The 21,687-nt window shown below is 33.3% G+C and carries 22 protein-coding genes; 12 read left to right on the top strand and 10 right to left on the bottom strand.

The window, feature by feature from the left end; genetic code table 11:
• Positions 1 to 47 precede the first annotated feature (47 nt).
• A complete protein-coding gene (locus tag SJY34_RS14945) occupies positions 48 to 1,301 on the top strand; it encodes an ABC transporter permease (RefSeq protein WP_400077012.1) in 1,254 nt (417 codons plus the stop codon).
• Positions 1,302 to 1,328: 27 nt separating this feature from the next.
• On the opposite strand, the gene SJY34_RS14950 is transcribed toward SJY34_RS14945, so the two are convergent.
• Positions 1,329 to 1,787, bottom strand: coding sequence for a GAF domain-containing protein (locus SJY34_RS14950; protein WP_400077014.1), 459 nt, complete (start codon positions 1,785 to 1,787; stop codon positions 1,329 to 1,331).
• A gap of 94 nt (positions 1,788 to 1,881) precedes the next feature.
• Here SJY34_RS14950 and xrtF point away from each other — a divergent pair, with 94 nt between their 5' ends.
• The 5 genes from xrtF to SJY34_RS14975 all read left to right on the top strand — a co-directional run bounded on the left by xrtF (position 1,882) and on the right by SJY34_RS14975 (position 6,134).
• Positions 1,882 to 2,433, top strand: coding sequence for an exosortase family protein XrtF (xrtF, locus tag SJY34_RS14955; protein ID WP_400077016.1), 552 nt, complete (start codon positions 1,882 to 1,884; stop codon positions 2,431 to 2,433).
• Positions 2,426 to 2,854 carry an exosortase F system-associated membrane protein gene (locus SJY34_RS14960; protein WP_400077018.1) on the top strand — a complete coding sequence of 143 codons (429 nt, stop codon included), beginning with the start codon at positions 2,426 to 2,428 and terminating at the stop codon, positions 2,852 to 2,854. The genes xrtF and SJY34_RS14960 overlap by 8 nt, the downstream gene beginning before the upstream one ends.
• Positions 2,855 to 2,904: 50 nt before the next feature.
• Complete coding sequence (locus SJY34_RS14965) at positions 2,905 to 3,312, top strand: HYC_CC_PP family protein (protein WP_400077020.1); 408 nt, start codon at positions 2,905 to 2,907, stop codon at positions 3,310 to 3,312.
• A gap of 89 nt (positions 3,313 to 3,401) precedes the next feature.
• Positions 3,402 to 5,639 carry a carboxypeptidase-like regulatory domain-containing protein gene (locus SJY34_RS14970; RefSeq protein ID WP_400077022.1) on the top strand — a complete coding sequence of 746 codons (2,238 nt, stop codon included), beginning with the start codon at positions 3,402 to 3,404 and terminating at the stop codon, positions 5,637 to 5,639.
• A gap of 117 nt (positions 5,640 to 5,756) precedes the next feature.
• The gene (locus tag SJY34_RS14975; RefSeq protein ID WP_400077024.1) at positions 5,757 to 6,134 is read left to right on the top strand and encodes a heavy-metal-associated domain-containing protein; all 378 of its coding nucleotides are present in this window, start codon (positions 5,757 to 5,759) and stop codon (positions 6,132 to 6,134) included.
• A 183-nt stretch (positions 6,135 to 6,317) separates the two neighbouring features.
• Here SJY34_RS14975 and SJY34_RS14980 read toward each other — a convergent pair whose 3' ends face one another.
• The 9 genes from SJY34_RS14980 to miaB form a co-directional block, all read right to left on the bottom strand.
• Positions 6,318 to 6,956 carry a DUF6090 family protein gene (locus SJY34_RS14980; RefSeq protein WP_400077026.1) on the bottom strand — a complete coding sequence of 213 codons (639 nt, stop codon included), beginning with the start codon at positions 6,954 to 6,956 and terminating at the stop codon, positions 6,318 to 6,320.
• Between the two features lie 155 nt (positions 6,957 to 7,111).
• The gene (gene groL, locus SJY34_RS14985; RefSeq protein ID WP_400077028.1) at positions 7,112 to 8,743 is read right to left on the bottom strand and encodes a chaperonin GroEL; all 1,632 of its coding nucleotides are present in this window, start codon (positions 8,741 to 8,743) and stop codon (positions 7,112 to 7,114) included.
• 114 nt (positions 8,744 to 8,857) lie between these two features.
• On the bottom strand, positions 8,858 to 9,133 hold the full coding sequence (groES, locus tag SJY34_RS14990; RefSeq protein WP_299119460.1) for a co-chaperone GroES: 276 nt from the start codon (positions 9,131 to 9,133) through the stop codon (positions 8,858 to 8,860).
• A gap of 188 nt (positions 9,134 to 9,321) precedes the next feature.
• Positions 9,322 to 9,672, bottom strand: coding sequence for a preprotein translocase subunit SecG (gene secG / locus SJY34_RS14995; RefSeq protein ID WP_400077031.1), 351 nt, complete (start codon positions 9,670 to 9,672; stop codon positions 9,322 to 9,324).
• A gap of 1 nt (position 9,673) precedes the next feature.
• Positions 9,674 to 10,600: a hypothetical protein gene (locus SJY34_RS15000; RefSeq protein WP_400077033.1), complete on the bottom strand. Its 927-nt coding sequence runs from the start codon at positions 10,598 to 10,600 to the stop codon at positions 9,674 to 9,676.
• A gap of 3 nt (positions 10,601 to 10,603) precedes the next feature.
• The gene (locus SJY34_RS15005; RefSeq protein ID WP_400077034.1) at positions 10,604 to 11,107 is read right to left on the bottom strand and encodes an LptE family protein; all 504 of its coding nucleotides are present in this window, start codon (positions 11,105 to 11,107) and stop codon (positions 10,604 to 10,606) included.
• A complete protein-coding gene (locus tag SJY34_RS15010; RefSeq protein WP_400077036.1) occupies positions 11,108 to 11,305 on the bottom strand; it encodes a hypothetical protein in 198 nt (65 codons plus the stop codon).
• A gap of 98 nt (positions 11,306 to 11,403) precedes the next feature.
• The gene (locus SJY34_RS15015; protein ID WP_400077038.1) at positions 11,404 to 12,672 is read right to left on the bottom strand and encodes a sigma 54-interacting transcriptional regulator; all 1,269 of its coding nucleotides are present in this window, start codon (positions 12,670 to 12,672) and stop codon (positions 11,404 to 11,406) included.
• Positions 12,673 to 12,680: 8 nt separating this feature from the next.
• Entirely contained in the window at positions 12,681 to 14,126 is a 1,446-nt protein-coding gene (gene miaB / locus SJY34_RS15020; protein ID WP_400077039.1) for a tRNA (N6-isopentenyl adenosine(37)-C2)-methylthiotransferase MiaB, read from the bottom strand.
• Between the two features lie 169 nt (positions 14,127 to 14,295).
• Here miaB and SJY34_RS15025 point away from each other — a divergent pair, with 169 nt between their 5' ends.
• The 6 genes from SJY34_RS15025 (at position 14,296) to gldL (ending at position 21,642) form a co-directional block, all read left to right on the top strand.
• Positions 14,296 to 15,093, top strand: coding sequence for a hypothetical protein (locus tag SJY34_RS15025; RefSeq protein WP_400077040.1), 798 nt, complete (start codon positions 14,296 to 14,298; stop codon positions 15,091 to 15,093).
• A 97-nt stretch (positions 15,094 to 15,190) separates the two neighbouring features.
• Entirely contained in the window at positions 15,191 to 15,571 is a 381-nt protein-coding gene (locus SJY34_RS15030; protein WP_400077042.1) for a hypothetical protein, read from the top strand.
• Positions 15,572 to 15,734: 163 nt separating this feature from the next.
• Positions 15,735 to 18,245 carry a type I DNA topoisomerase gene (gene topA / locus SJY34_RS15035; protein WP_400077044.1) on the top strand — a complete coding sequence of 837 codons (2,511 nt, stop codon included), beginning with the start codon at positions 15,735 to 15,737 and terminating at the stop codon, positions 18,243 to 18,245.
• Between the two features lie 6 nt (positions 18,246 to 18,251).
• Positions 18,252 to 19,418: a formimidoylglutamase gene (locus SJY34_RS15040; protein ID WP_400077045.1), complete on the top strand. Its 1,167-nt coding sequence runs from the start codon at positions 18,252 to 18,254 to the stop codon at positions 19,416 to 19,418.
• A 159-nt stretch (positions 19,419 to 19,577) separates the two neighbouring features.
• Positions 19,578 to 20,930 carry a gliding motility lipoprotein GldK gene (gene gldK / locus SJY34_RS15045; protein WP_400077047.1) on the top strand — a complete coding sequence of 451 codons (1,353 nt, stop codon included), beginning with the start codon at positions 19,578 to 19,580 and terminating at the stop codon, positions 20,928 to 20,930.
• Between the two features lie 82 nt (positions 20,931 to 21,012).
• The gene (gldL, locus tag SJY34_RS15050; protein ID WP_400077049.1) at positions 21,013 to 21,642 is read left to right on the top strand and encodes a gliding motility protein GldL; all 630 of its coding nucleotides are present in this window, start codon (positions 21,013 to 21,015) and stop codon (positions 21,640 to 21,642) included.
• Positions 21,643 to 21,687 lie beyond the last annotated feature (45 nt).

The raw sequence follows: 21,687 nt of genomic DNA on the forward strand, positions 1-21,687 counted from the left end.
ATTTTCTTTAAAAAGCTAGTATCTTTAGTTCAAATCTAGAGTATTTTATGCTAGTTTATTTAAGAGTATTTAAAGAGAGCTTTTCCTTTGCCATAAACGCACTACGTAATAATAAGTTGCGCACTTTCTTGTCGCTTTTGGGTGTAACCGTTGGGATTTTTTCCATCATTGCTGTTTTGGCGGCTGTAGATTCTTTGGATAAGCAGATAACTTCACAGTTAAGTTCATTGGATAGTAATACGATGTATCTTGTAAATAGATCCTTTGGTCCAACGACGGTACCACGTTGGCAAAGAGAGAATTTTGATCAAATATCCTATAACGAATATAAAAGCTTAAAATCTTCATTAAATGATGCTGAGCATGTTGCTTTTCAGTTGGGTGTAAAACGCGAAAATATAAGATATGAATCTGAATTAGTTAGTAGTGTAAATACAGTTGTAGTATCCAATGAATTTACTGATATACAATATTTAGAATTTGAAAAAGGACGATTTTATAATGAATCTGAATCTAATTCTGGAAAGGCGGTAGTTGTTATAGGCTTGGAAATAGCTAATGCACTTTTTGGTAATCTTGAACCCATTGGGAAAAAAGTTAGACTTTATGGTCAGAAATTTACAGTTATTGGTGTGGTGAAAAAAGAGGGATCAAGTTTATTAGGGGATAGTAATGATGTCTCTGTTTTTCTGCCAGCTAACTATTACAGAAATAGATTTGGTGATAACAATAAAAATAATTTACCCATTGTTATCATAAAACCCAAAAAGAATGTAGATATTGATGGTTTAAAAGCTGAAGTTACTCAGATAATGAGAACCAAGCGTGGCTTAAAACCAGATACAATAGACACTTTCTTTATTAATATTATTTCTGGTTTACAAAATGCTATAGATGAAATGCTAGGCGCATTAAATGTTATCGGCTGGATTATCAGCGGCTTTTCACTTTTGGTTGGTGGCTTTGGTATAGCAAATATTATGTTTGTAAGTGTAAAAGAGCGCACTAATCTTATAGGTATACAGAAGTCTTTAGGTGCTAAAAATAAATTTATATTATTTCAATTTTTGTTTGAAGCGGTGATTTTAGCAGTTGTTGGTGGCTTGGTAGGTTTATTTTTAGTTTGGGTAATAGCTATGGTAATGAATGGAATTGTAGAGGACTTTGAGTTTGTATTATCCTTTTGGAATATGTTTATTGGGTTTTGCTTGTCTTCATTTATTGGTTTGATATCTGGAGTCATACCTGCAATTTCAGCTTCAAAATTAGATCCTGTTGAGGCGATTAGAGCTGGAATGTAAATATTAGTTTCAGTTTTTTGAAACTAATTAATCTAGTATTTTGGCAACCTCTTTACATACAAACTCCAGAAACCGCTCATCAGCTTCATTAAACGGATCTGGTGTATTAGAATCAATATCTATTTGCCCAATGTTTTCTCCGTTCACAAAAATTGGAATTACTATTTCTGCCTTTACAGTAATACTGCAAGCAATATAATTATCTTGTGCTGCCACATCAGGAACCACAAAATTTTCATTACTAACTGCTACTTGTCCACAGATGCCTTTTCCAAACGGAATTATAGTATGGTCAGTAGGTTCGCCTACATAAGGCCCTAATTTTAGTTCATTTTTGTCTCCATTTTTAAAATAGAAACCAACCCAATTGTAATGTGCTACATTTTCTTCTAATATTTCGCAAATATGAAATAAACGCTCATCAATACTAAGCTTGTGTTTTGTTATTATTGATTTTATCTTAGGTTTTAATTCTTGTAGGTTCATGTGTTTATAAACTTTTGGTAAAAGTATTCAAAAAGCACTGTTTTTAAAGTACTGTTTTTATAAATTTAACAACAAACTAAATATTGCTCGTTTATTGAAAGATCTTTTAACCAAATATAAACTTGTCATTCGCTTTATAGTCATCTTTTTAGTGACGTATTCAGTCTTAACGATAGCTTATAACCTATACCTCAGTTATTCGGATGGTGCTAAATTTTACCCAGATTACTTAACTAATCTTGTTGCCAAACAAACAAATTCATTACTAAATGGTATTGGTTACGACGCTAATATAGCTGCACATCCTAATGAACCATCAATGAAAGTAATTATAAATGGCAAGTTTGTGGCCAGGGTCATTGAAGGTTGTAACGCGGTAAGTATTATCATTTTGTTTTTGTCTTTTATTGTAGCTTTTTCAGGGAAGTTCAAAACTACTTTGATGTATGGATTGGCTGGTAGTATTATTATTTACACTTTTAACCTTATTAGAATTGTAATTCTTTCAATTGGTTTGTATCATTATCCTTGGCGACAAGAAATTTTGCACACAGTTATTTTTCCTATGTTAATTTATGGTGTTGTTTTTTTACTTTGGATGTTTTGGGTCAATCGATTTTCTAAAAGCATAAAGACTAATGCCTAAACTCACTAGATACATATTTGTAATTATTTTATTTTTACTATTGGTCGCTGTTAGAGGTTTTGAAGATGTATTATTCTACGACCCATATCTCTCGTTTTTCAAAAATGACTACCTCTACATAGATCATCCAAGACGAGAAATTGCTAAACTTGTTTTAAACACCACATTTCGTTTTGCTTTAAATACTCTTATTTCACTAGGAATTCTATATTTAGTATTTAATGATAAGAGCATCATAAAGTTTTCTAGTCTTATATATTTTGTTGCATACGTCGGTCTGCTAATTCCATTTCTATATTTTGTTATTAATCCTAGGCAAGAAGATTATTATTTGTTTTTTAATATTAGACGGTTTTTAATTCAACCTATTATTTTTATTTTATTACTTCCAGCGTTCTATTATTATAAACTAAACCGTTAAGAGTATTATAATTAAGTAACCTCTCTTTAATTATTTTGTAGCTTTGCATTGTGAATGTTTCTATAACACATAAAGTTTTTTCTATTACGCTGTCATTTCTAGTGTTGTTTTCTACCTTGTCTTTTACTGTAGAAAAGCATTATTGTGGAGACAACCTTGTCGATGTAGCAGTTTTTTCTGAAGCAAAAAAGTGTGGTGGAATGACATCTGAAGATGTGGTTTACGTAAAAAAATCGTGTTGTAAAGATACTGTAGATGTTTTTGAAGGTCAAGATGAATTAAATACACAAGATTTTGAAGACTTAAATAAAACACTACAAATTACTTTAGTAGCTTATGCATATTCTTATTCTAATTTATTTGAGAGTTTACCTAGGCCAATAATTCCTCACAAAGATTATTCTCCTCCTAATCTCACTAAAGACATACAAGTTTTAGATGAGACTTACCTAATCTGATTTTAGATATAGCTTTTATTTATAAGGCATTTCAACTACCTAAAATATAGCAGTTGATTTGATATTTAGTAATATCTATAACTAAACAAATGAAAAAATATTTATGTATAAAATTTATATTCTTGTCGCTAATATTATCAGCGCAAGAACAATTAGAAGGCATAGTTTTAGAAACTAGTAGTTCTAAAGAGATGCCATTGCCTGGAGCCAATGTCTATTGGTTAGGGTCGTCAGTTGGAGCAATTACTAGAGAAGATGGTACGTTTTCACTGCCTTATAAATTCTCATATAATAAGCTGGTGATTAGTTATGTTGGTTTTAAAACGGATACTTTAACGGTTACAGAGAACAAATATATCAGACATGTATTGCAGGCTTCTGAGGAATTAAACGCGGTAACTGTAACTTCTCGAAAACAAGCTACTTCAAAATCGTATCTAAAAGCGACGAATACACTTTTTGTAAGTAGTGACGAGTTGTTAAAAGCAGCCTGTTGTAATCTCTCTGAAAGTTTTGAAACAAACCCTTCAATAGATGTGAATTTTGCAGATGCCGTTTCGGGTACACGACAAATAAAGATGTTAGGCTTAAAGTCGCCTTACATTCTTATTACAACAGAAAATATTCCTGCTATTCGTGGTGCGTCACAAGCTTACGGACTTAGTTTTATTCCTGGTACTTGGGTAGAAAGTATTCAGATTACTAAAGGTACAGGAAGCGTGGTTAATGGCTTTGAAAGTATTGCAGGACAAATCAATGCAGAACTAGTTAAACCAAACACAGATGACAGGCTATTTGTTAATGCTTACGCTGGTGTTAATGGACGGTTAGAGTTAAATACGCATATTAATCAGAAGGTTTCAGACAAATGGAGTACTGGTATATATCTTCATGGAAACCTTAGAGATAAAAAGTTCGATAGAAATGACGATTCTTTTCTAGATGTTCCATTGAAAGAACAGATTAATGTGATGAACCGTTGGCAATATACCAATCCAGAAAAAGGAGTAGTAAGTTTTATCAATTTGAGATATTTAAATGATGAAACCCAAGCCGGTCAGATTAATTTTAATCCAGATGCAGATAGAGGTACTACAAATGCTTGGGGAAGTGAAATTAATACTGAACGTTTTGAAGTGACCACAAAACTAGGTTATGTAAATCCTGAAATTCCATACCAAAGTTTAGGGTTTCAAACCGCTTATAGTCATCATAAACAAGACTCTTATTTTGGGTTGAATTTATATGATATTGAGCATAATAGTTTCTATTCTAACTTGGTTTATAATTCTATTATTTCAGATTCGCGTCATAAAGTAAAAACAGGATTAAGTTTTACTTACGACCATTACGACGAGTTGGTAAATACTGATATTTATGAGCGAACGGAAAACTCTTTTGGTGGCTTTTTTGAATATTCTTATGATGATTTAGATAAGCTCACCATGACAGCAGGTATAAGAGTAGATCAGCATAATAGACTTGGCTTTTTTGTAACTCCGCGTTTGCACTTAAGGTATTCACCTTGGGAAAAATCCGCTTTTAGAGCATCTATCGGTAGAGGAAAACGAAGTGCTAATATTTTTGCTGAAAATCAAAATATGTTTTCAAGTTCTAGGCAGATTAACGTTTTAAATTCTGGTGGAAAGATTTATGGGTTAGATCCAGAAATTGCATGGAATTATGGTGTAAGCTATCTGCAAGGCTTTAATTTATTTGAAAGAAAGGCTGATATTACGCTAGACTTTTACAGAACTAATTTTCAAAATCAAGTTGTGGTCGATTGGGAAAACCCATTTGAGGTTAATTTCTATAATCTTGAAGGCGATAGTTACGCAAACAGTTTTCAGTTTGAATTTAACTACAATGCTTTTGAAGGTTTTGATTTGCGTACAGCATATAAGTTTTATGATGTAAAAACTGATTATAATTCTGGCAGATTAGAAAAGCCATTAGTGCCTAAGCATCGCTTATTTGCTAATGCGTCATACGAGACACAGACAAAAGAAAATAGTGCGCAATGGAAGTTTGATGCAACTTACAATTGGTTAAGTGAACAACGTTTTCCTAGTACAGATTTGAGCACTCCAGAATTTCAATTAGATGCCTATTCACCTACTATCGGAACATTAAATTTGCAGGTTACTAGAGTGTTTTCTCCGAGTTTTGAATTATATTTAGGTGGAGAAAATGTGACCAATGTGCGTCAGTCAAATCCAATTGTGAGTGCTGATAATCCGTTTGGTTCAAATTTTGATAGTAACTTTGTGTATGGCCCAATTTTTGGAAGTATGTATTATGCAGGATTACGATATAGAATAAAATAATGATTGAAACGTCATTGCGAGGACGCAGGACGTGGCAATCTTTCAAATAGAAACTAAAATTAAACAGATTGCCACGACTTTTTCAAAGTCTCGCAATGACAGATAAAAACAAAAAACATGAGAAAAATAATTTTAATTTTCACAGTATTACTAGCTACTGCGACATTCGCTCAAAACAAAAATGCTAAAGCAAGCATGGAGGTCGATGGCGTTTGTGGTATGTGTAAAGAACGCATAGAAAAAGCAGCTATTAGAACTAAAGGAGTGAAGTCTGCGGTTTGGAATGTCGATACACATGAGCTAAAACTCATCTACGACGAACGTAAAACGGATTTAAAAACAATCTCTAAGAAAATAGCTTCAGTCGGTCACGATACCAAAGCCATTAAAGCAACAGAAGAGCAATATCAATCTGTGCATCCTTGTTGTAAGTATCGCGATAAAGATGTGGTTAAAGACCACGAGGGAGAGAAGAAATCTAAAAGCGATAATTAATATATGAAGCCTGAATTTTAATTCAGGCTTTTTTTATCGTTCTGAGCAAAGCGAAGAATCTTTTAGAGGCTAACTTGACTTTACCAAAATTTTCAACGAACTTCGTTACATGTGCTCAACTTGTTTCAGTAATATTGGATATATGTCATTGAAACAAACTCATATCATTAAAGTTAACAAAACCTACCTCAAAACTTCCAAAATACTATCACAACTCTTAATGCCATTTGCAGTAGCATCACGTTTTATAGCTAATGAACCACGAGCACTACGCATAATGTTTTTTAATAGTTTTTCATCTGTAAAAGGTAATTTACCTTCTCTTACTAAGTCGTAATCAGTGTTGTAAATAAAATATTTGCCGATATAGTCTTTATTAATAATTTCTTGTCGCTCATAAGCATCTAAAATCGTTTTATAATCTGAGTAGTGCTTTTGGATGGTGGTTTTAAGCTCAAAATCATTCATTAATTTTAAATCACCAGAATTCACCAAAGTTTGGTGTGTATAATCTTTGGGAGTAAAGTTGGTGAGTTGAGCAATGCTGTAAACTCCTCTAAGACGCATATTTTTGTTTGGAACATCTTTTCCTAAAATTGAAATAACATCATCAGCTTGTATTATTTTTTCTTTGATAATAATAAGGTTAGCTGATAGCTGTTCTTTGTCAGCAGCAATATCTTGCTTTAAATTATTGATATACTGTTCTTTTTGGGCTTTATTAGATCGCTCTTCACCCCATTTATTCATTGCGAAAGCAAGTGATATACCAATAATAACAATGAGAATTTCGCCAAAGGCATAGGTGAGTTTTTTTTTCATATTAGCTTTAAACAGTTGATTTCCTCTAAATTAAGAAAATAAAATAAGTAAAAACAAAAGCCCTTGATTTTCATCAAAGGCTTTTCAATTTTATTATAGCAACTAAACTCAATATAAAACGCAACAGTGAGTTCATTGCCTGTCCGTGCTACGGACTACATCATTCCTGGCATTCCGCCACCACCCATTGGTGGCATAGCAGGCGCATCTTCCTTAATGTCAACTAAAGCACACTCAGTAGTTAAGATCATACCAGCAACAGAAGCCGCATTTTCTAAGGCAATACGTGTTACTTTCTTAGGATCGATAATACCAGCTTTTAGCATATCCACATACTTTTCAGATTTTGCATCATAACCAAAATCTTTTTTACCTTCTAATACTTTATTGATAACTACAGAACCTTCTCCACCAGCATTTTCTACAATCGTACGCAATGGTGATTCAATTGCTTTATTTACGATTTGTACACCTGTAGTTTCGTCTAAATTATCCGTTGTGATTTTTTCTAAAGTTTTCTTAGATCTCACAAAAGCAACTCCACCACCTGCAACGATACCTTCTTCTACTGCAGCTCTAGTTGCATGTAAGGCATCATCTACACGGTCTTTCTTTTCTTTCATTTCTACTTCAGAAGCAGCACCAACGTATAGTACAGCAACACCACCAGCTAATTTGGCTAAGCGTTCCTGAAGCTTTTCTCTGTCGTAGTCTGATGTCGTAGTTTCTATCTGAGTTTTAATCTGATTTACTCTTGCTTTAATGTCAGAAGCTTTGCCACTACCATTAACAATGGTTGTGTTATCCTTGTCAATGGTTACAGTTTCAGCTGTACCTAACATAGTTAAATCTGCATTTTCTAGAGAGAAACCTCTTTCCTCAGAAATTACAACTCCGCCAGTTAATATAGAAATGTCTTCTAACATTGCCTTACGTCTATCTCCAAAACCTGGTGCTTTTACAGCAGCGATCTTTAAGCCACCACGTAATTTATTAACTACTAAAGTAGCTAAAGCTTGTCCTTCAACATCTTCTGCGATAATTAATAAAGGACGGCCAGATTGTGCAACAGGTTCTAATATAGGAAGGATCTCCTGTAAGTTAGAGATCTTCTTATCGAACAATAAAATGTATGGATTTTCTAAATCGGCAATCATTTTGTCTGCATCTGTTACGAAGTAAGGTGATAAATAACCTCTGTCAAACTGCATACCTTCAACAACGTCAACATAAGTTTCCATTCCTTTAGCTTCTTCTACAGTGATAACTCCTTCTTTACCAACTTTTCCGAATGCCTTAGCAATTAAATCGCCAATTGTATCATCATTGTTTGCAGAGATTGCAGCAACTTGTTTGATCTTATCAGAATCACTACCTACTTTTTTCGATTGCTTATCTAAATCTTTTACAATTGCTTCAACTGCTTTGTCAATACCACGTTTTAAATCCATTGGGTTTGCACCAGCAGCAACGTTCTTAAGACCTTCTTTCACAATTGCTTGTGCTAATACGGTTGCAGTTGTTGTACCATCACCAGCTAAATCATTTGTTTTAGAAGCGACTTCTTTTACCATCTGCGCACCCATATTTTCTAGTTCGTTCTCTAGCTCAATTTCTTTTGCTACAGAAACACCATCTTTAGTCACTTGTGGTGCTCCAAACGATTTACCAATAATTACATTTCTTCCTTTTGGTCCTAAGGTTACTTTTACTGCGTTTGCTAATGCATCTACTCCACGTTTTAGTCCGTCGCGTGCATCAATATCGAATTTTATATCTTTTGCCATTGTTTGATTTTTTGCTTTTAGCTGCTAGCCTTTGGCCATTAGCTAAAAAATGATTTTTATTTTGTTTTTACTTTATCAGAAGCTAAAGGCTAACAGCCAATAGCAAATAGCGATTTAGATAATCGCTAAGATGTCACTCTCGCGCATCATTAAATAGTCTTTTCCTTCTAATTTAAGTTCAGTTCCTCCATACTTTCCGTAAAGAACAGTATCACCAACTTTAACTGTTAAAGGTTCATCTTTTGTGCCGTTACCAATTGCAACAACAGTTCCCTTTTGCGGTTTTTCTTTTGCATTATCTGGAATAATAATACCCGAAGCTGTTTTTGTTTCAGCTTCCTTTGGTTCTACAAGAACACGGTCTGCTAAAGGTTTAATGTTTAAAGCCATTTTGTTATATATTTTTAGTTGTTTAATTTATAATTTACGCGCCTGTCTGCCGACAGGCAGGTTAGTGTAGTTCGAAAATTATGCCAATGATAGATGACTGACAAAGTTTCAGTGCACCATTTTAAAGAAATAAAAAAGCCAACTTAAAAAGCTGGCTCAATATTTTTTTTTGAATAATAGCACTTTATTTATTGTCCAGAAGTATCTTCTGTAGTTGCAGGATCTTCAGTTGTTAAAGGTGCAGAAATTGGCATTTCTGTAGCTTCATCAGTATCTAATGCTTTAGATTCTGTACTTCCGCCAGTACCAATAGTTAAATTAGAAGCTAAGATTAAAACAATTAATGCCGTTGCCAAAAACCAAGTACTTTTATCTAAAAAATCTCCTGTTTTCTTAACACCACCCATTTGTTGAGTACCACCACCACCAAATGATGATGATAAACCTCCACCTTTAGGATTCTGTACCATGATTACTACAACTAGCAAAAATGCTACGACTACGATTAATACTAAAAATACTATAAATGATGTATCCATTTTATATTGTGTTATTGTCTTTTAATTCTTTTACCAATTTTATTTGGTTTGCAAAGAAACTACTTTTTTCTGGATATTTCAAACTTAAAATCTTGTAAGATTGAATGGCTTTATCAAAGTTTTTTTGCTCTAGATATATGCGCGCTAAAGTTTCTGTCATTAAGCTATCAGAAATAGCATCATCGTTGTTAACTAGCTTAGGTTTTGGAGCATCATCTGAGATCGGTTTTATTTTAGGATTTTCACTTATGAACTTATCTATTATCGCTAGTTTACTTTCTAATGGAGTAGTGGATGTATTTTGAATTTGTTCTTTTGCCTCAATCTCAGTTTTATCTCTAACAATAGGTTTGAAACTTGTAATTTTCAGCCATTCTGCAAACGAGTGACTTTCAGATTTATCGAACTCTAATGGCTTACCAATATTAAGTTTCTTTTCTGGAGTTATATTTTTAACATCAACGGCAATGATTGAGTCTTCAATCTTTGGTGCGTCAAGCTCGGGATTAGGTAGAGGTTTAGCTCTAAACAAATTTGGATCTAATACACCTTCAGTAGCTTTGATATGTGCTTTTAAAGCATCGTCTATGGTAACACTTTTGTTTATTGAAATATCATCAACTTCATTGACCTCTATAGATTTTATAGCCTCTGAATTTTGTTTGATTTGTTCTGAGACCTCATTCTGGTTGAAAACATCTGAAGTTATATAATCGAATAAAACACTTCGATCTGCCGTATGTGCAGCTGTGATTTTTAGAGTATTGTTGTATTTGTAACTTTCCTTTTGTTTTAAACCTTTAAGGTATAAAGCTCTTAGGGGTTGAAAGTATGGATATTCATCTATTTTTAGCGCTAAAGCTTTAGATTGTGTCGCTGTAATAGCTTCGGGATGTTGTAATAAATATGTGAGTTCTTGAAGCTGCATAATCTACCAATCTGCTAATGACGCATTTAAAATATCTTGTGTTATACGATCAAAAATTTCTTCGTGGGCTGTGTCTTTTAAACTTCCCACTAATTGAGCATCGGCATCGTAATCAAAAAAGAAAGAAAATCGTTTTTCAAAATCTTTTTCTTCATCTTTTGTATTAATATATCTTACATTGACGCTTATAGTTAATCTGTTTTGAGCTGCTGTATTTTCTGCAGTAGCGGTCATTGGCGCAATTCTGTATTCAGTAATTTCACCTTCATAAATAACCTCTCCACCAGAATTTACAAGTTGAGCACTCGTTTGATTTAGAATGAGGATTTGAAGTGCATCCCTAAAGTCAATATCCAAACCTGGCTCAATTAAATCAGCATTATTTGGGAAATAATTAACCTGAAATGTTTCTGGAGTTTCCGTAATTCCCGTAAATGAGTAATTAACCTTACAGCCTGTAACTGAAAGACAAATAAAAAATATAAAAAGATATTTTAATCTATACATCTAATAGGTGTTTGGTCTTTTCATTGTTATAAAAGCATAAATATAACCTGCATTATCCGCAACGTCAAAATCTACATTGATAAGACGATAACCTTTATAATGCTTTTCGTTAATTAACTCTTCAGCTTCCATACGGATAGCTTCAGAACTATTAGGTCTAAACGATTTCCGAATCATAAATATTTCTACTGCTTTCATTCGCTAATTTCTATTCGGTTTTATAGGTCTCATGGAATCAATTGATATTAAAAACTATTAATTTTTTACTTTCTTGTAATTGATTTCATAAAGTTATCTTAAAGATCGAATTGTTTTATTTTTCTATATAATGTACGTTCACTAATACCAAGCTCTGCTGCTGCTAATTTGCGTTTTCCATGGTGTCGTTCTAATGATTTCTTAATCAATTCTAATTCTTTATCATGTAAAGATAAGGTTTCCTCTTCTTCAATCTCTTCCGCAAAGTGGTATTTATCTTCAGTTTCTGAATTGTTTTCTTCAATGACTTCACTAGTTTCTGGAATAGATAACACTTCTAAATCGTCTACTGTGGTTGTCTTATAATCATCAGCTTTTTCTTCGCCATAAATTTTTTGAATGAGGTGCTGGTTATCTTTTTGAACATCTGAAGTACCACCATGCTTCATAAGTTCCATCGTGAGCTTTTTAAGATCATTGAGATCACTCTTCATATCAAATAAGACTTTATATAAAATCTCACGTTCGCTACTAAAATCACTTTCGGCTTTAGTGTTATTGACTACAGCGGGTAAATTACTTCCGGTATTTGGTAAATAATTTTGAAGGGTCACAGCATTTATAGTTCTTGTTTGCTCTAAAACAGATACTTGCTCAGCAACGTTTCGTAACTGACGAATATTACCATTCCATCTATATTTTAAAAGTAAGTTAACTGCATCATCAGTAAGTTTTACAGTCGGCATTTTGTATTTTAATGCAAAATCGCTCGCAAATTTTCTAAATAAAAGATGGATATCTTCTTTACGTTCTCTTAATGCTGGTAAGTTAATGTCAATGGTACTCAGACGATAATAAAGATCTTCCCTGAATTTTTCTTTTTTAATGGCTTCAAACATATTAACGTTTGTAGCAGCCACTATTCTAACATTTGTTTTTTGAACCTTACTAGAACCTACTTTTATAAATTCGCCATTTTCTAAAACTCGTAATAAGCGAACTTGAGTTGTTAGAGGTAATTCGCCAACTTCGTCTAAAAATATGGTCCCTCCATCGGCGACCTCAAAATAACCAGAACGTGTTGAGGTTGCTCCTGTAAAAGCACCTTTTTCGTGTCCAAATAATTCACTGTCAATAGTACCTTCTGGTATGGCTCCGCAGTTTACAGCAATGTATTTACCATGCTTTCTATGTGAAAGCTGATGTATAATTTTGGGAATACTCTCTTTACCAACACCACTTTCACCAGTAACCAATACGGAAATATCGGTAGGCGCCACTTGTATTGCTTTTTCTATGGCACGATTGAGTTTAGGATTATTTCCTATGATGCCGAAGCGTTGTTTTATGGCTTGAATGGATTCCATGTTTCTAATTAATTATTTTCAGAATAACCTACTGCTTCACCAATTAGTGTAGCACTAGTGCAATCTGTTACAAATACATTGACTAAATCACCAACTTTATAATCTTCTTTTGGGAAAACAGCCACTGTATTATCCGACGTTCTACCAGACCATTGTTGGTCAGATTTTTTTGACGCTTTTTCTATTAGAATTTCAACAGTTGTATTTAGATGTTGACGTGTTCGGTATTCGCTATGTTGTCTTTGTAATTGTACAATATCATTAAGACGACGCTTTTTATCTACTTCAGGTACATCATCTTCCATCTTTCGACCTGCCATAGTTCCTGGGCGTTCAGAATAGGTGAACATGTAACCAAAACTGTATTTTACATATTCCATTAAGCTTAGTGTATCCTTATGATCTCGTTCAGTTTCTGTTGGGAAACCTGCAATTAAATCCATACTTATAGAGCATTCTGGTATCATACGTCTAATGTTATCTATAAGTTCAAAATATTCCTCACGTGTATGAAGCCTATTCATTTCTTTTAAAATACGATTACTTCCACTTTGTACAGGTAAATGAATGTGCTTACAAATATTATCATATTTTGCCATAGTTTCTATGACATCCATCGTAAAATCTTGAGGATTGGATGTAGAAAAACGAATGCGCATTTTTGGTTGTGCTTTTGCAGATAGTTCTAATAATTTTGCAAAGTTTACAGCTGTTACTTTTTGTAAATCCGTGGCTTTTTCGAAATCCTTTTTAAGTCCACCACCATACCATAAATAGCTGTCTACATTCTGCCCCAAAAGTGTAATTTCTTTAAAGCCTTTTGACCACAAATCATTAATTTCTTCAATGATGCTTTGTGGATCTCTACTACGTTCTCGTCCGCGCGTAAAAGGAACTACGCAAAAAGTACACATGTTATCACAACCACGAGTTATAGAAACAAATGCGGTTACTCCGTTACTATTTAATCGCACTGGTGAAATATCACCATAAGTTTCCTCTTTAGAAAGGACAACATTTATAGCATCTCTGCCTTCATCAACTTCTGCTAAAAGATTTGGTAAGTCTTTGTATGCGTCTGGACCTACTACTAAATCTACGATCTTTTCTTCCTCTAAAAATTTAGTTTTTAAGCGTTCTGCCATACAACCTAACACTCCTACTTTCATTTTTGGGTTGATACGTTTTATAGCGTTATATTGTTGTAATCTTTTTCTAACGGTTTGCTCTGCTTTGTCCCTAATAGAACAAGTGTTAACTAAAACAAGGTCAGCTTCTTCTAATTTTTGAGTGGTATTAAAACCTTGCTCAGAAAGAATAGAAGCTACAATTTCACTATCACTAAAATTCATAGCACAACCATAACTTTCAATAAAAAGTTTTCTTTGATTGCCTTCTTTTTTATCTAAGATTAAGGTTTCACCTTGTTTGTTTTCGTCAATTATTTTTTCCATATTTATATTCCTCAATGGAGGACATCTAAATTCTTTTATCTTCAATGTTCAATAAGCATGCAAAGATAATAGAATTTTGTAGATTGTGACAAAGTGGCAGTTATAATCTTTATTTGAATATGTGCAAAAAAAGCAGTTCTTTTGAAGTACTAACCAAAATCAATGAAAAATGAATTTAGCAGAAGTTCAACGTCGTATTCAAAATGCCAAAGATTTAGATTTCGGAACCATATTTAATCAGTCCATTGAATTATTTAAGAAAACATGGGTGAATGGTTTGGTAGTTATGCTGCTTAATATAGTGTTAGCTATACCAATAATGATGATAGTCTATATTCCTTTATTAATGCTTGGACTAGCAGATACTTATACCAGTACATATGATTCTTATGGATCTTATAATTCTTACTCTCAACCAGAATTGAGTCCAATTGCTATAATCGTCATGTTTACGTTATATATTTTCGCTATGATAGCAATGAGCGCTATAGGAATGGGACTCAAAGCTGGGTTTTACAGGATTTGTAAGTTGAAAGATTTAGAGCAAATGGGAAGAGAAGATTATTTTTATTTCTTTAAGAAGCCTTATTTAGTGAAAACCATTCAATTAGGCTTAGCATATGTTGGTATAACACTCGTAGCAGCTTTATTATGTTTTTTACCTTTAATTTATGTGTTGGTGCCACTCACATACATGTTTGTGGTTTATGCTTTCAACCCAGATAAATCTGTTTCAGAAATTATAAAGTTAAGTTTTGATTTAGGTAATAAGAAATGGCTTTTAACATTTGGACTAATGATAGTTTCAGGATTTTTAGCTGGTATAATAGGAATGTTAATGTGTTTTGTAGGTATATATGTTACAATGTCGTTTACATTTTTACCACCATATCTCATTTATAAAGACGTTGTGGGTTTTGAAGATGAAAATGAAATACCACAGATTGAAGAACATACAAGGTTTTAACGCAACCTTTTTCATTTTTCACATCTATTAAGAAAGCGATCCTATGAAATTTAGAAAAATTACAATGGTTTTATTCCTTTGTTCTTTGCTATTGAACATGCAATGCGATGAAGATGATGTATTAATTGAAACTTTGTGTCTAGAAGTGTTAATTGATAATAATGCCTATGAAACGGCTGAATCAGATTATTATACTGTAGGAAATGTTTTTTTTAATGAAAATTGCTTGACTCTTGATGTTTCCTCTAGTGGATGCGATGGAAGTACTTGGGTCTTTAGTTTAATAGATTCTGAAAATATAGCAGAATCAATGCCTCCTCAGCGTTACTTGAAACTATCGCTCAATAATGATGAATCTTGTTTAGCAGTTTTTACTAAAGAAATATCTTTTGATTTATTACCACTTAGAATTGAAGGTACAAATGAGGTTTTGTTAAATATTGAAGGGTTTAATGAACCTATATTGTATGCTTATTAATTAGATTTATAAAATTTAGGGAATAGAGTAAAAGCCTTGCAAACTGCGAGGCTTTTACTATTTAGATTATGGTTAAAATAACGACAAAATGCATGGTATTTAAGACCAAATTAGGATTGTAACTTAATTTTCATATACATTTGTAACCTCAAAAAAAGAAAGAATGCCGAAGAATCTAGTTATAGTTGAGTCACCAGCAAAAGCTAAAACCATTGAGAAATTTTTAGGAAAAGATTACAAAGTAGAGTCTAGTTTTGGACATATTGCAGATCTGCCTTCTAAAGAATTAGGAGTGGATGTTGAGGGAGATTTTATGCCAAAGTATCAAGTCTCTAAAGACAAAAAGGATGTTGTAAAAAAGCTGAAAGATTTAGCTAAGAAAGCAGAAATGGTATGGCTAGCAAGTGATGAGGATCGAGAAGGAGAAGCAATAGCTTGGCACTTAGCAGAAACATTAAAATTAGATAAAGACAAAACAAAGCGTATTGTATTCCATGAGATTACAAAAAGTGCTATCAATAAAGCGATTGAAAATCCGCGTAGTATCGATTATAATTTAGTAGATGCACAACAAGCTAGACGTGTTTTAGATCGTATTGTGGGTTATGAATTATCTCCTGTATTATGGAGAAAGGTTAAAGGGGGGTTGTCAGCAGGTAGAGTGCAATCTGTATCTGTACGTTTAATTGTAGAACGAGAAAGAGCTATAAATGGTTTTGAAGCTAAGGCTTCTTATAGAGTTGATGCAGAATTTTCTAATGAGAATGGAAATTCATTCAAAGCTAAATTACCTAAGAATTTTAATTCTGAACAAGAAGCCCTTCAATTTCTAAACAATAATATAGGAGCAACTTATAAGGTTTCAGATTTACAAAAGAAACCTGCTAAAAAATCGCCAGCAGCGCCATTTACAACGTCTACGCTTCAGCAAGAGGCATCACGTAAGTTAGGATTTTCTGTTAGTAGAACTATGAGTAATGCCCAGCGTTTATATGAAGCGGGTTTAATTACTTATATGAGAACCGATAGTGTTAATCTATCTGACGAGGCTAAAAAGGGTGCTGAGAATGAAATCATTTCAGCTTATGGATCTGAATTTAGTAATCCAAAGAATTATAAAGGAAAGTCTAAAGGTGCACAAGAAGCACATGAAGCTATAAGACCGACTGATTTTGCAAATCATACAGTTAATACTGAGCGCGACCAAGCTAGATTATATGATTTGATTTGGAAGCGTGCTATTGCTTCTCAAATGAGCGATGCTAAATTAGAACGTACAAATCTTAAAATTGAGATTAATGCTAATAATAAGGTTAGTGATCAATTCACAGCAAATGGTGAAATTATAACCTTTGAAGGTTTTCTTAAAGTGTATTTAGAAGGTACGGATGATGAAGATACAGAACAAGAAGGGATTTTGCCAGATTTAAAAATTGGTGAAAATCTTGAAAATAAATACATCACAGCAACGCAACGTTTTACTAGGCCTCCAGCAAGATTTACAGAAGCCTCTTTAGTAAAACAATTGGAGGAATTAGGTATTGGTAGACCGTCAACATATGCTCCAACCATATCTACTATTCAAAATAGAAACTATGTTGAGAAGGGAACGCATGAAGGAAATGAAAGAGCATACAAGCAATTGGTATTTGAAAAAGGAAGCGTAAAAGATAATGATCTTTCAGAAAAAACAGGCTCTAATAAAGGGAAGCTTGTCCCTACAGATATAGGTATGATTGTTACCGATTTTTTAGTGAATCATTTTGAAAGTATTTTAGATTATAATTTTACAGCTAAAGTAGAAGATAAATTTGATGATATTGCTGAAGGCAAAGAAGATTGGCGAGAAATGATGAAAGACTTTTATAAAGGCTTCCATCCGCAAGTTGAAGATGTAAAAGAAAATGCCGAACGCGAATCTGGAGAACGTATCCTAGGAACAGATCCAAAATCGGGTCGTCAGGTCAGTGTACGTTTAGGTAAATTTGGACCAATGGTACAAGTTGGTACTATTGAAGATGAAGAGAAGCCTAAGTTTGCAAGTTTGTCTCCAGACCAACAATTAAATTCAATTACGTATGAAGAGGCAATGGACTTATTTAAGTTGCCAAAAGCCTTAGGACATTATAAGGATGATGAGGTAGAAGTAAATAATGGTCGTTTTGGACCCTATGTGCGTTTTGGTAAAAAGTTTGTTTCGCTTCCAAAAGGAGTAGATCCATTAAGTGTAGAATTAGATGAAGCTATTATATATATTAAGGAGAAAGAATTAGCAGATGCTCCTATATATATGTATAAAGATTTAGAAGTTACAAAAGGAAAAGGACGTTTTGGGCCATTTATAAAGTGGAACAATATGTTTATTAACGTAAATAAGAAGTACGATTGGGATAATTTATCTGAAGAAGACATTGTAACCTTGATAGAAGAAAAGATTCAAAAAGAAATAGATAAGGTCATCCACAACTGGGAAGATGAAGGTATTAGAGTTGAGAAAGCGAGATGGGGAAGACACAATATTATAAAAGGTAAGCAGAAAGTAGAATTGGCAAAAACTGTAAATGTTAGTAAAATGACATTAGAAAAAGCACAAGCACTACTCGAAAAAAATGCTCCTAAGAAGAAAACTAGAAAGAAAGCAACAAAGAAAAAAACGACCACCAAAAAGAAGTAATACATTATGAATTTTAATTTCCTTTCGCCTGTCTCTGATGCAGTTTTAGCTCACAACGAACTCATAGCACAACAAGCACTTGGAAAAAAAATTAAAGTTCATTCGCAACAAAATGGCATTCCAGATTTAGATGGTGTTCAAATTGCAATCATCGGAGTTAAAGAAAACCGAAATGATGTCAATTATATAGGTGCAGAAATCAACTTCGATTCCATAAGAAAAACGTTATACACTTTATTTCCCGGAAATTGGTATACCTCCATTGCAGATTTAGGAGATATTGAACCAGGTGAAACAGTAGAGGATACATACTTTGCCGTAAGAACTACGATTACAGTTTTAGTAGAGAAGGATATAATTCCTGTTATTTTAGGAGGAAGTCAAGATTTAACTTATGCTAATTATAGAGCTTACGATGCAATATTACCTATGGTAAATATTGTGAATGTTGATACTAATTTTGATTTGGGTGATGCCAACCTTCCAATTAAGAATAATAGTTATGTTGGTAAAGTAATTGTTGAAGAACCTTATAATCTGTTTAATTACTCTACTATAGGTTATCAAACCTATTTTAACTCCCAAGAAGAAATTGATCTCATAGAAAAGTTGTATTTTGATGCTTATCGCTTAGGCGAAATTTCTAGTGATCTTAATATGGTAGAACCTCTTATGCGAGATGCACATATAGTATCATTAGATTTAAAGTCGGTAAGAGCGGCAAAGGTTAGTGATAATCAAAAATACTCGCCTAATGGATTTTCGGGTAAAGAGATATGTGCCATTGCTAGATATGCAGGCATAAGTAATAAGGTGTCTTCTTTTGGAATATACGAATACCATACTTCAAAAAACGACAGCGCAACTTCTATGTTGGTAGCGCAAATGATATGGTATTTTATCGAAGGGGTAAATTGCAAAGTAAGGGATGATGATTTTTTAAATGAAAAGTATTACCAAAAATATAACGTTTTGGTAGAAGAAGATGATCTTACTTTCTATAAAAGTTTGAAAACGGGCAGATGGTGGATTGAGATACCATTTTTACCAGATGTTAATAATAAATTAAAGAAGCATACGTTATTACCTTGCATGCATGCAGATTATGTAAAGGCGAATCAAGGAGAATTACCAGAACGCTGGTATAAAGCCTATAGGAAGAATATCTTCTAAAATGAACATTTCATCGATAATAAGCCTATTTTTCATCGACGAAATGCTTATTTTTAGGACGAAATGCAAAAAAAATGTAAAAAAAGTTGTTTATTCGAAAATATATAAATATGTTTGACACCTCAAAATTAATTATGACTAATTTAACCTCGAGTTACTATGAATATTAAAAAGTGTATTTTACTAACCGCAGTACTAGTTTTGGTTGCCAGCTGTAATTCTGGAGATCGTGGACAACTAGTAGGTGTAAAAGGAAAATCGTGGCATCCAGAAAAACCCTTTGGTATGGCCTTAGTTCCTGGTGGAGCTTTTATTATGGGTAAATCTGATGATGACTTAGCTGGTGTGCAAGATGCACCAACAAAAACCGCTACTGTACGTGCATTCTATATGGACGAAACAGAAATTACAAACAGTGAGTATCGTCAATTTGTAGAATGGGTAAGAGATTCTGTTCTAAGATTAAAATTAGCTGAAATGGCTGATTTAGAAGGTAAAACTCCAGGTAATGGAGATATTGGAGAATTTGCATATAAAGATGCAAATCCAGAAGAACTCAATGCTTACGAAAGCTATATGCAAAATACATATGGTAATGAGCAAAGAAAAATCAATCGTGATGTAGAATTACATTTCGATACTGATGATTATCCAGACGAATTATATGCAGAAGTTATGGACGGTATGTATTTACCACTAGAAGAATCATATAACGGTCAACGTACTTGGGATGTAAAGCAATTTAAATTTCAATACACTTACATGGATATTCAAAAAGCAGCTAGAAACAGAAACCTTAAGCGTTCAGAAGTTGTAATTCAGCAAGAAGTAGAAGTATATCCAGATACAACTGCATGGATTAGAGATTTTGCATATTCTTATAATGAACCAATGCATAATGATTATTTCTGGCATGATGCTTATGGAGATTATCCAGTAGTTGGTGTGTCTTGGAAACAAGCTCAGGCTTTCTGTCAGTGGAGAACTTTAAATCATAATGGTTACCAAAGAAGTAAAGGTAAGCAACCCGTAAATTCGTATAGATTACCTTCTGAAGCAGAATGGGAGTATGCAGCGCGTGGTGGACTTCAAGGTGCAACATATCCTTGGGGAGGTCCTTATACTAAAAACGACAGAGGTTGTTTTATGGCTAACTTTAAACCTATGAGAGGTGATTATGCAGCAGATCAGGCATTATATACTGTAGAAGCAGATGCTTACGATCCAAATGATTTCAACCTTTACAATATGGCAGGTAACGTTTCAGAATGGGTAAATGGTTCTTATGATCCTGCGTCATATGAATATTCTTCATCTATTAATCCGAACGTAAATGACCCTGATAACACACGTAAAGTAGTTAGAGGTGGTTCTTGGAAAGATGTTGCTTATTTCTTACAAGTAAGCTCTAGAGATTACGAATATGCAGATTCTGCAAGAAGTTACATCGGATTTAGAACAGTTCAAGACTATATGGGAACTGAGGTGACTAAAAATGCAGCAACCAATTAATAATTAAACATAAATAATAACCAAATTAAATTAACCTACTTAAGTTAATATTTATTAACTTAAAATTAAAACTTAACAAATTATGGCACAGAAAAAATTATCATCAATGAACATGGTCTATGGACTTGGAGCGGCAATCGTTATTATTGGCGCGTTATTTAAGATTCAACATTGGCCTTACGGATCACTGATTCTAACAATAGGAATGATTGTAGAAGCTATTGTATTTACAATTTCAGCCTTCGAAAAACAAGGCGATGACTTAGATTGGTCATTAGTATATCCAGAATTAGCTGGTGGACAAACTTCAGGAAAAAAGAAAAAAGAAGAGCCAAAAGATGCTGAAGGTTTATTATCTAAGAAATTAGATGGTTTATTAAAAGAAGCTAAGATTGATGGAGAGCTTATGGCTAGCTTAGGCACAAGTATCAAAAATTTTGAAGGAGCAGCAAGAGGAATTTCACCAACAGTGGATTCTATGACAGCTCAAAAGAAATACAGCGAAGAATTATCATTAGCGGCAGCGCAAATGGAATCTTTAAACAGTTTGTATAAAGTACAAATGGAAAGTGCAAATCGTCAGGCAGCTATTAATGAGGAGTCTGTAGAGAATGCAACTAAATTAAAAGAGCAAATGCAATCCTTAGCATCTAACCTTTCATCATTAAATGGTGTATATGGAGGTATGTTATCTGCAATGAACAAAAACTAATTGGTTTTTATAATCGAGATTTATTAATTAACATTTAAAAACTAA

Origin of the sequence: Winogradskyella sp. R77965 (assembly GCF_044594915.1) — a bacterium.
In the GTDB taxonomy this organism is placed as follows: domain Bacteria; phylum Bacteroidota; class Bacteroidia; order Flavobacteriales; family Flavobacteriaceae; genus Winogradskyella.

Coding starts and splice junctions, on each gene's coding strand:
- topA (WP_400077044.1), top strand. CDS start 15,735: ATGCCGAAGAATCTAGTTATAGTTGAGTCACCAGCAAAAGCTAAAACC.
- SJY34_RS14970 (WP_400077022.1), top strand. CDS start 3,402: ATGAAAAAATATTTATGTATAAAATTTATATTCTTGTCGCTAATATTA.
- SJY34_RS14975 (WP_400077024.1), top strand. CDS start 5,757: ATGAGAAAAATAATTTTAATTTTCACAGTATTACTAGCTACTGCGACA.
- SJY34_RS15000 (WP_400077033.1), bottom strand. CDS start 10,600: ATGCAGCTTCAAGAACTCACATATTTATTACAACATCCCGAAGCTATT.
- SJY34_RS14980 (WP_400077026.1), bottom strand. CDS start 6,956: ATGAAAAAAAAACTCACCTATGCCTTTGGCGAAATTCTCATTGTTATT.
- SJY34_RS15010 (WP_400077036.1), bottom strand. CDS start 11,305: ATGAAAGCAGTAGAAATATTTATGATTCGGAAATCGTTTAGACCTAAT.
- SJY34_RS15030 (WP_400077042.1), top strand. CDS start 15,191: ATGCAATGCGATGAAGATGATGTATTAATTGAAACTTTGTGTCTAGAA.
- SJY34_RS15005 (WP_400077034.1), bottom strand. CDS start 11,107: ATGTATAGATTAAAATATCTTTTTATATTTTTTATTTGTCTTTCAGTT.
- SJY34_RS14950 (WP_400077014.1), bottom strand. CDS start 1,787: ATGAACCTACAAGAATTAAAACCTAAGATAAAATCAATAATAACAAAA.
- groES (WP_299119460.1), bottom strand. CDS start 9,133: ATGGCTTTAAACATTAAACCTTTAGCAGACCGTGTTCTTGTAGAACCA.
- SJY34_RS14960 (WP_400077018.1), top strand. CDS start 2,426: ATGCCTAAACTCACTAGATACATATTTGTAATTATTTTATTTTTACTA.
- SJY34_RS15040 (WP_400077045.1), top strand. CDS start 18,252: ATGAATTTTAATTTCCTTTCGCCTGTCTCTGATGCAGTTTTAGCTCAC.
- SJY34_RS15025 (WP_400077040.1), top strand. CDS start 14,296: ATGAATTTAGCAGAAGTTCAACGTCGTATTCAAAATGCCAAAGATTTA.
- secG (WP_400077031.1), bottom strand. CDS start 9,672: ATGGATACATCATTTATAGTATTTTTAGTATTAATCGTAGTCGTAGCA.
- gldL (WP_400077049.1), top strand. CDS start 21,013: ATGGCACAGAAAAAATTATCATCAATGAACATGGTCTATGGACTTGGA.
- groL (WP_400077028.1), bottom strand. CDS start 8,743: ATGGCAAAAGATATAAAATTCGATATTGATGCACGCGACGGACTAAAA.
- gldK (WP_400077047.1), top strand. CDS start 19,578: ATGAATATTAAAAAGTGTATTTTACTAACCGCAGTACTAGTTTTGGTT.
- SJY34_RS15015 (WP_400077038.1), bottom strand. CDS start 12,672: ATGGAATCCATTCAAGCCATAAAACAACGCTTCGGCATCATAGGAAAT.
- SJY34_RS14945 (WP_400077012.1), top strand. CDS start 48: ATGCTAGTTTATTTAAGAGTATTTAAAGAGAGCTTTTCCTTTGCCATA.
- miaB (WP_400077039.1), bottom strand. CDS start 14,126: ATGGAAAAAATAATTGACGAAAACAAACAAGGTGAAACCTTAATCTTA.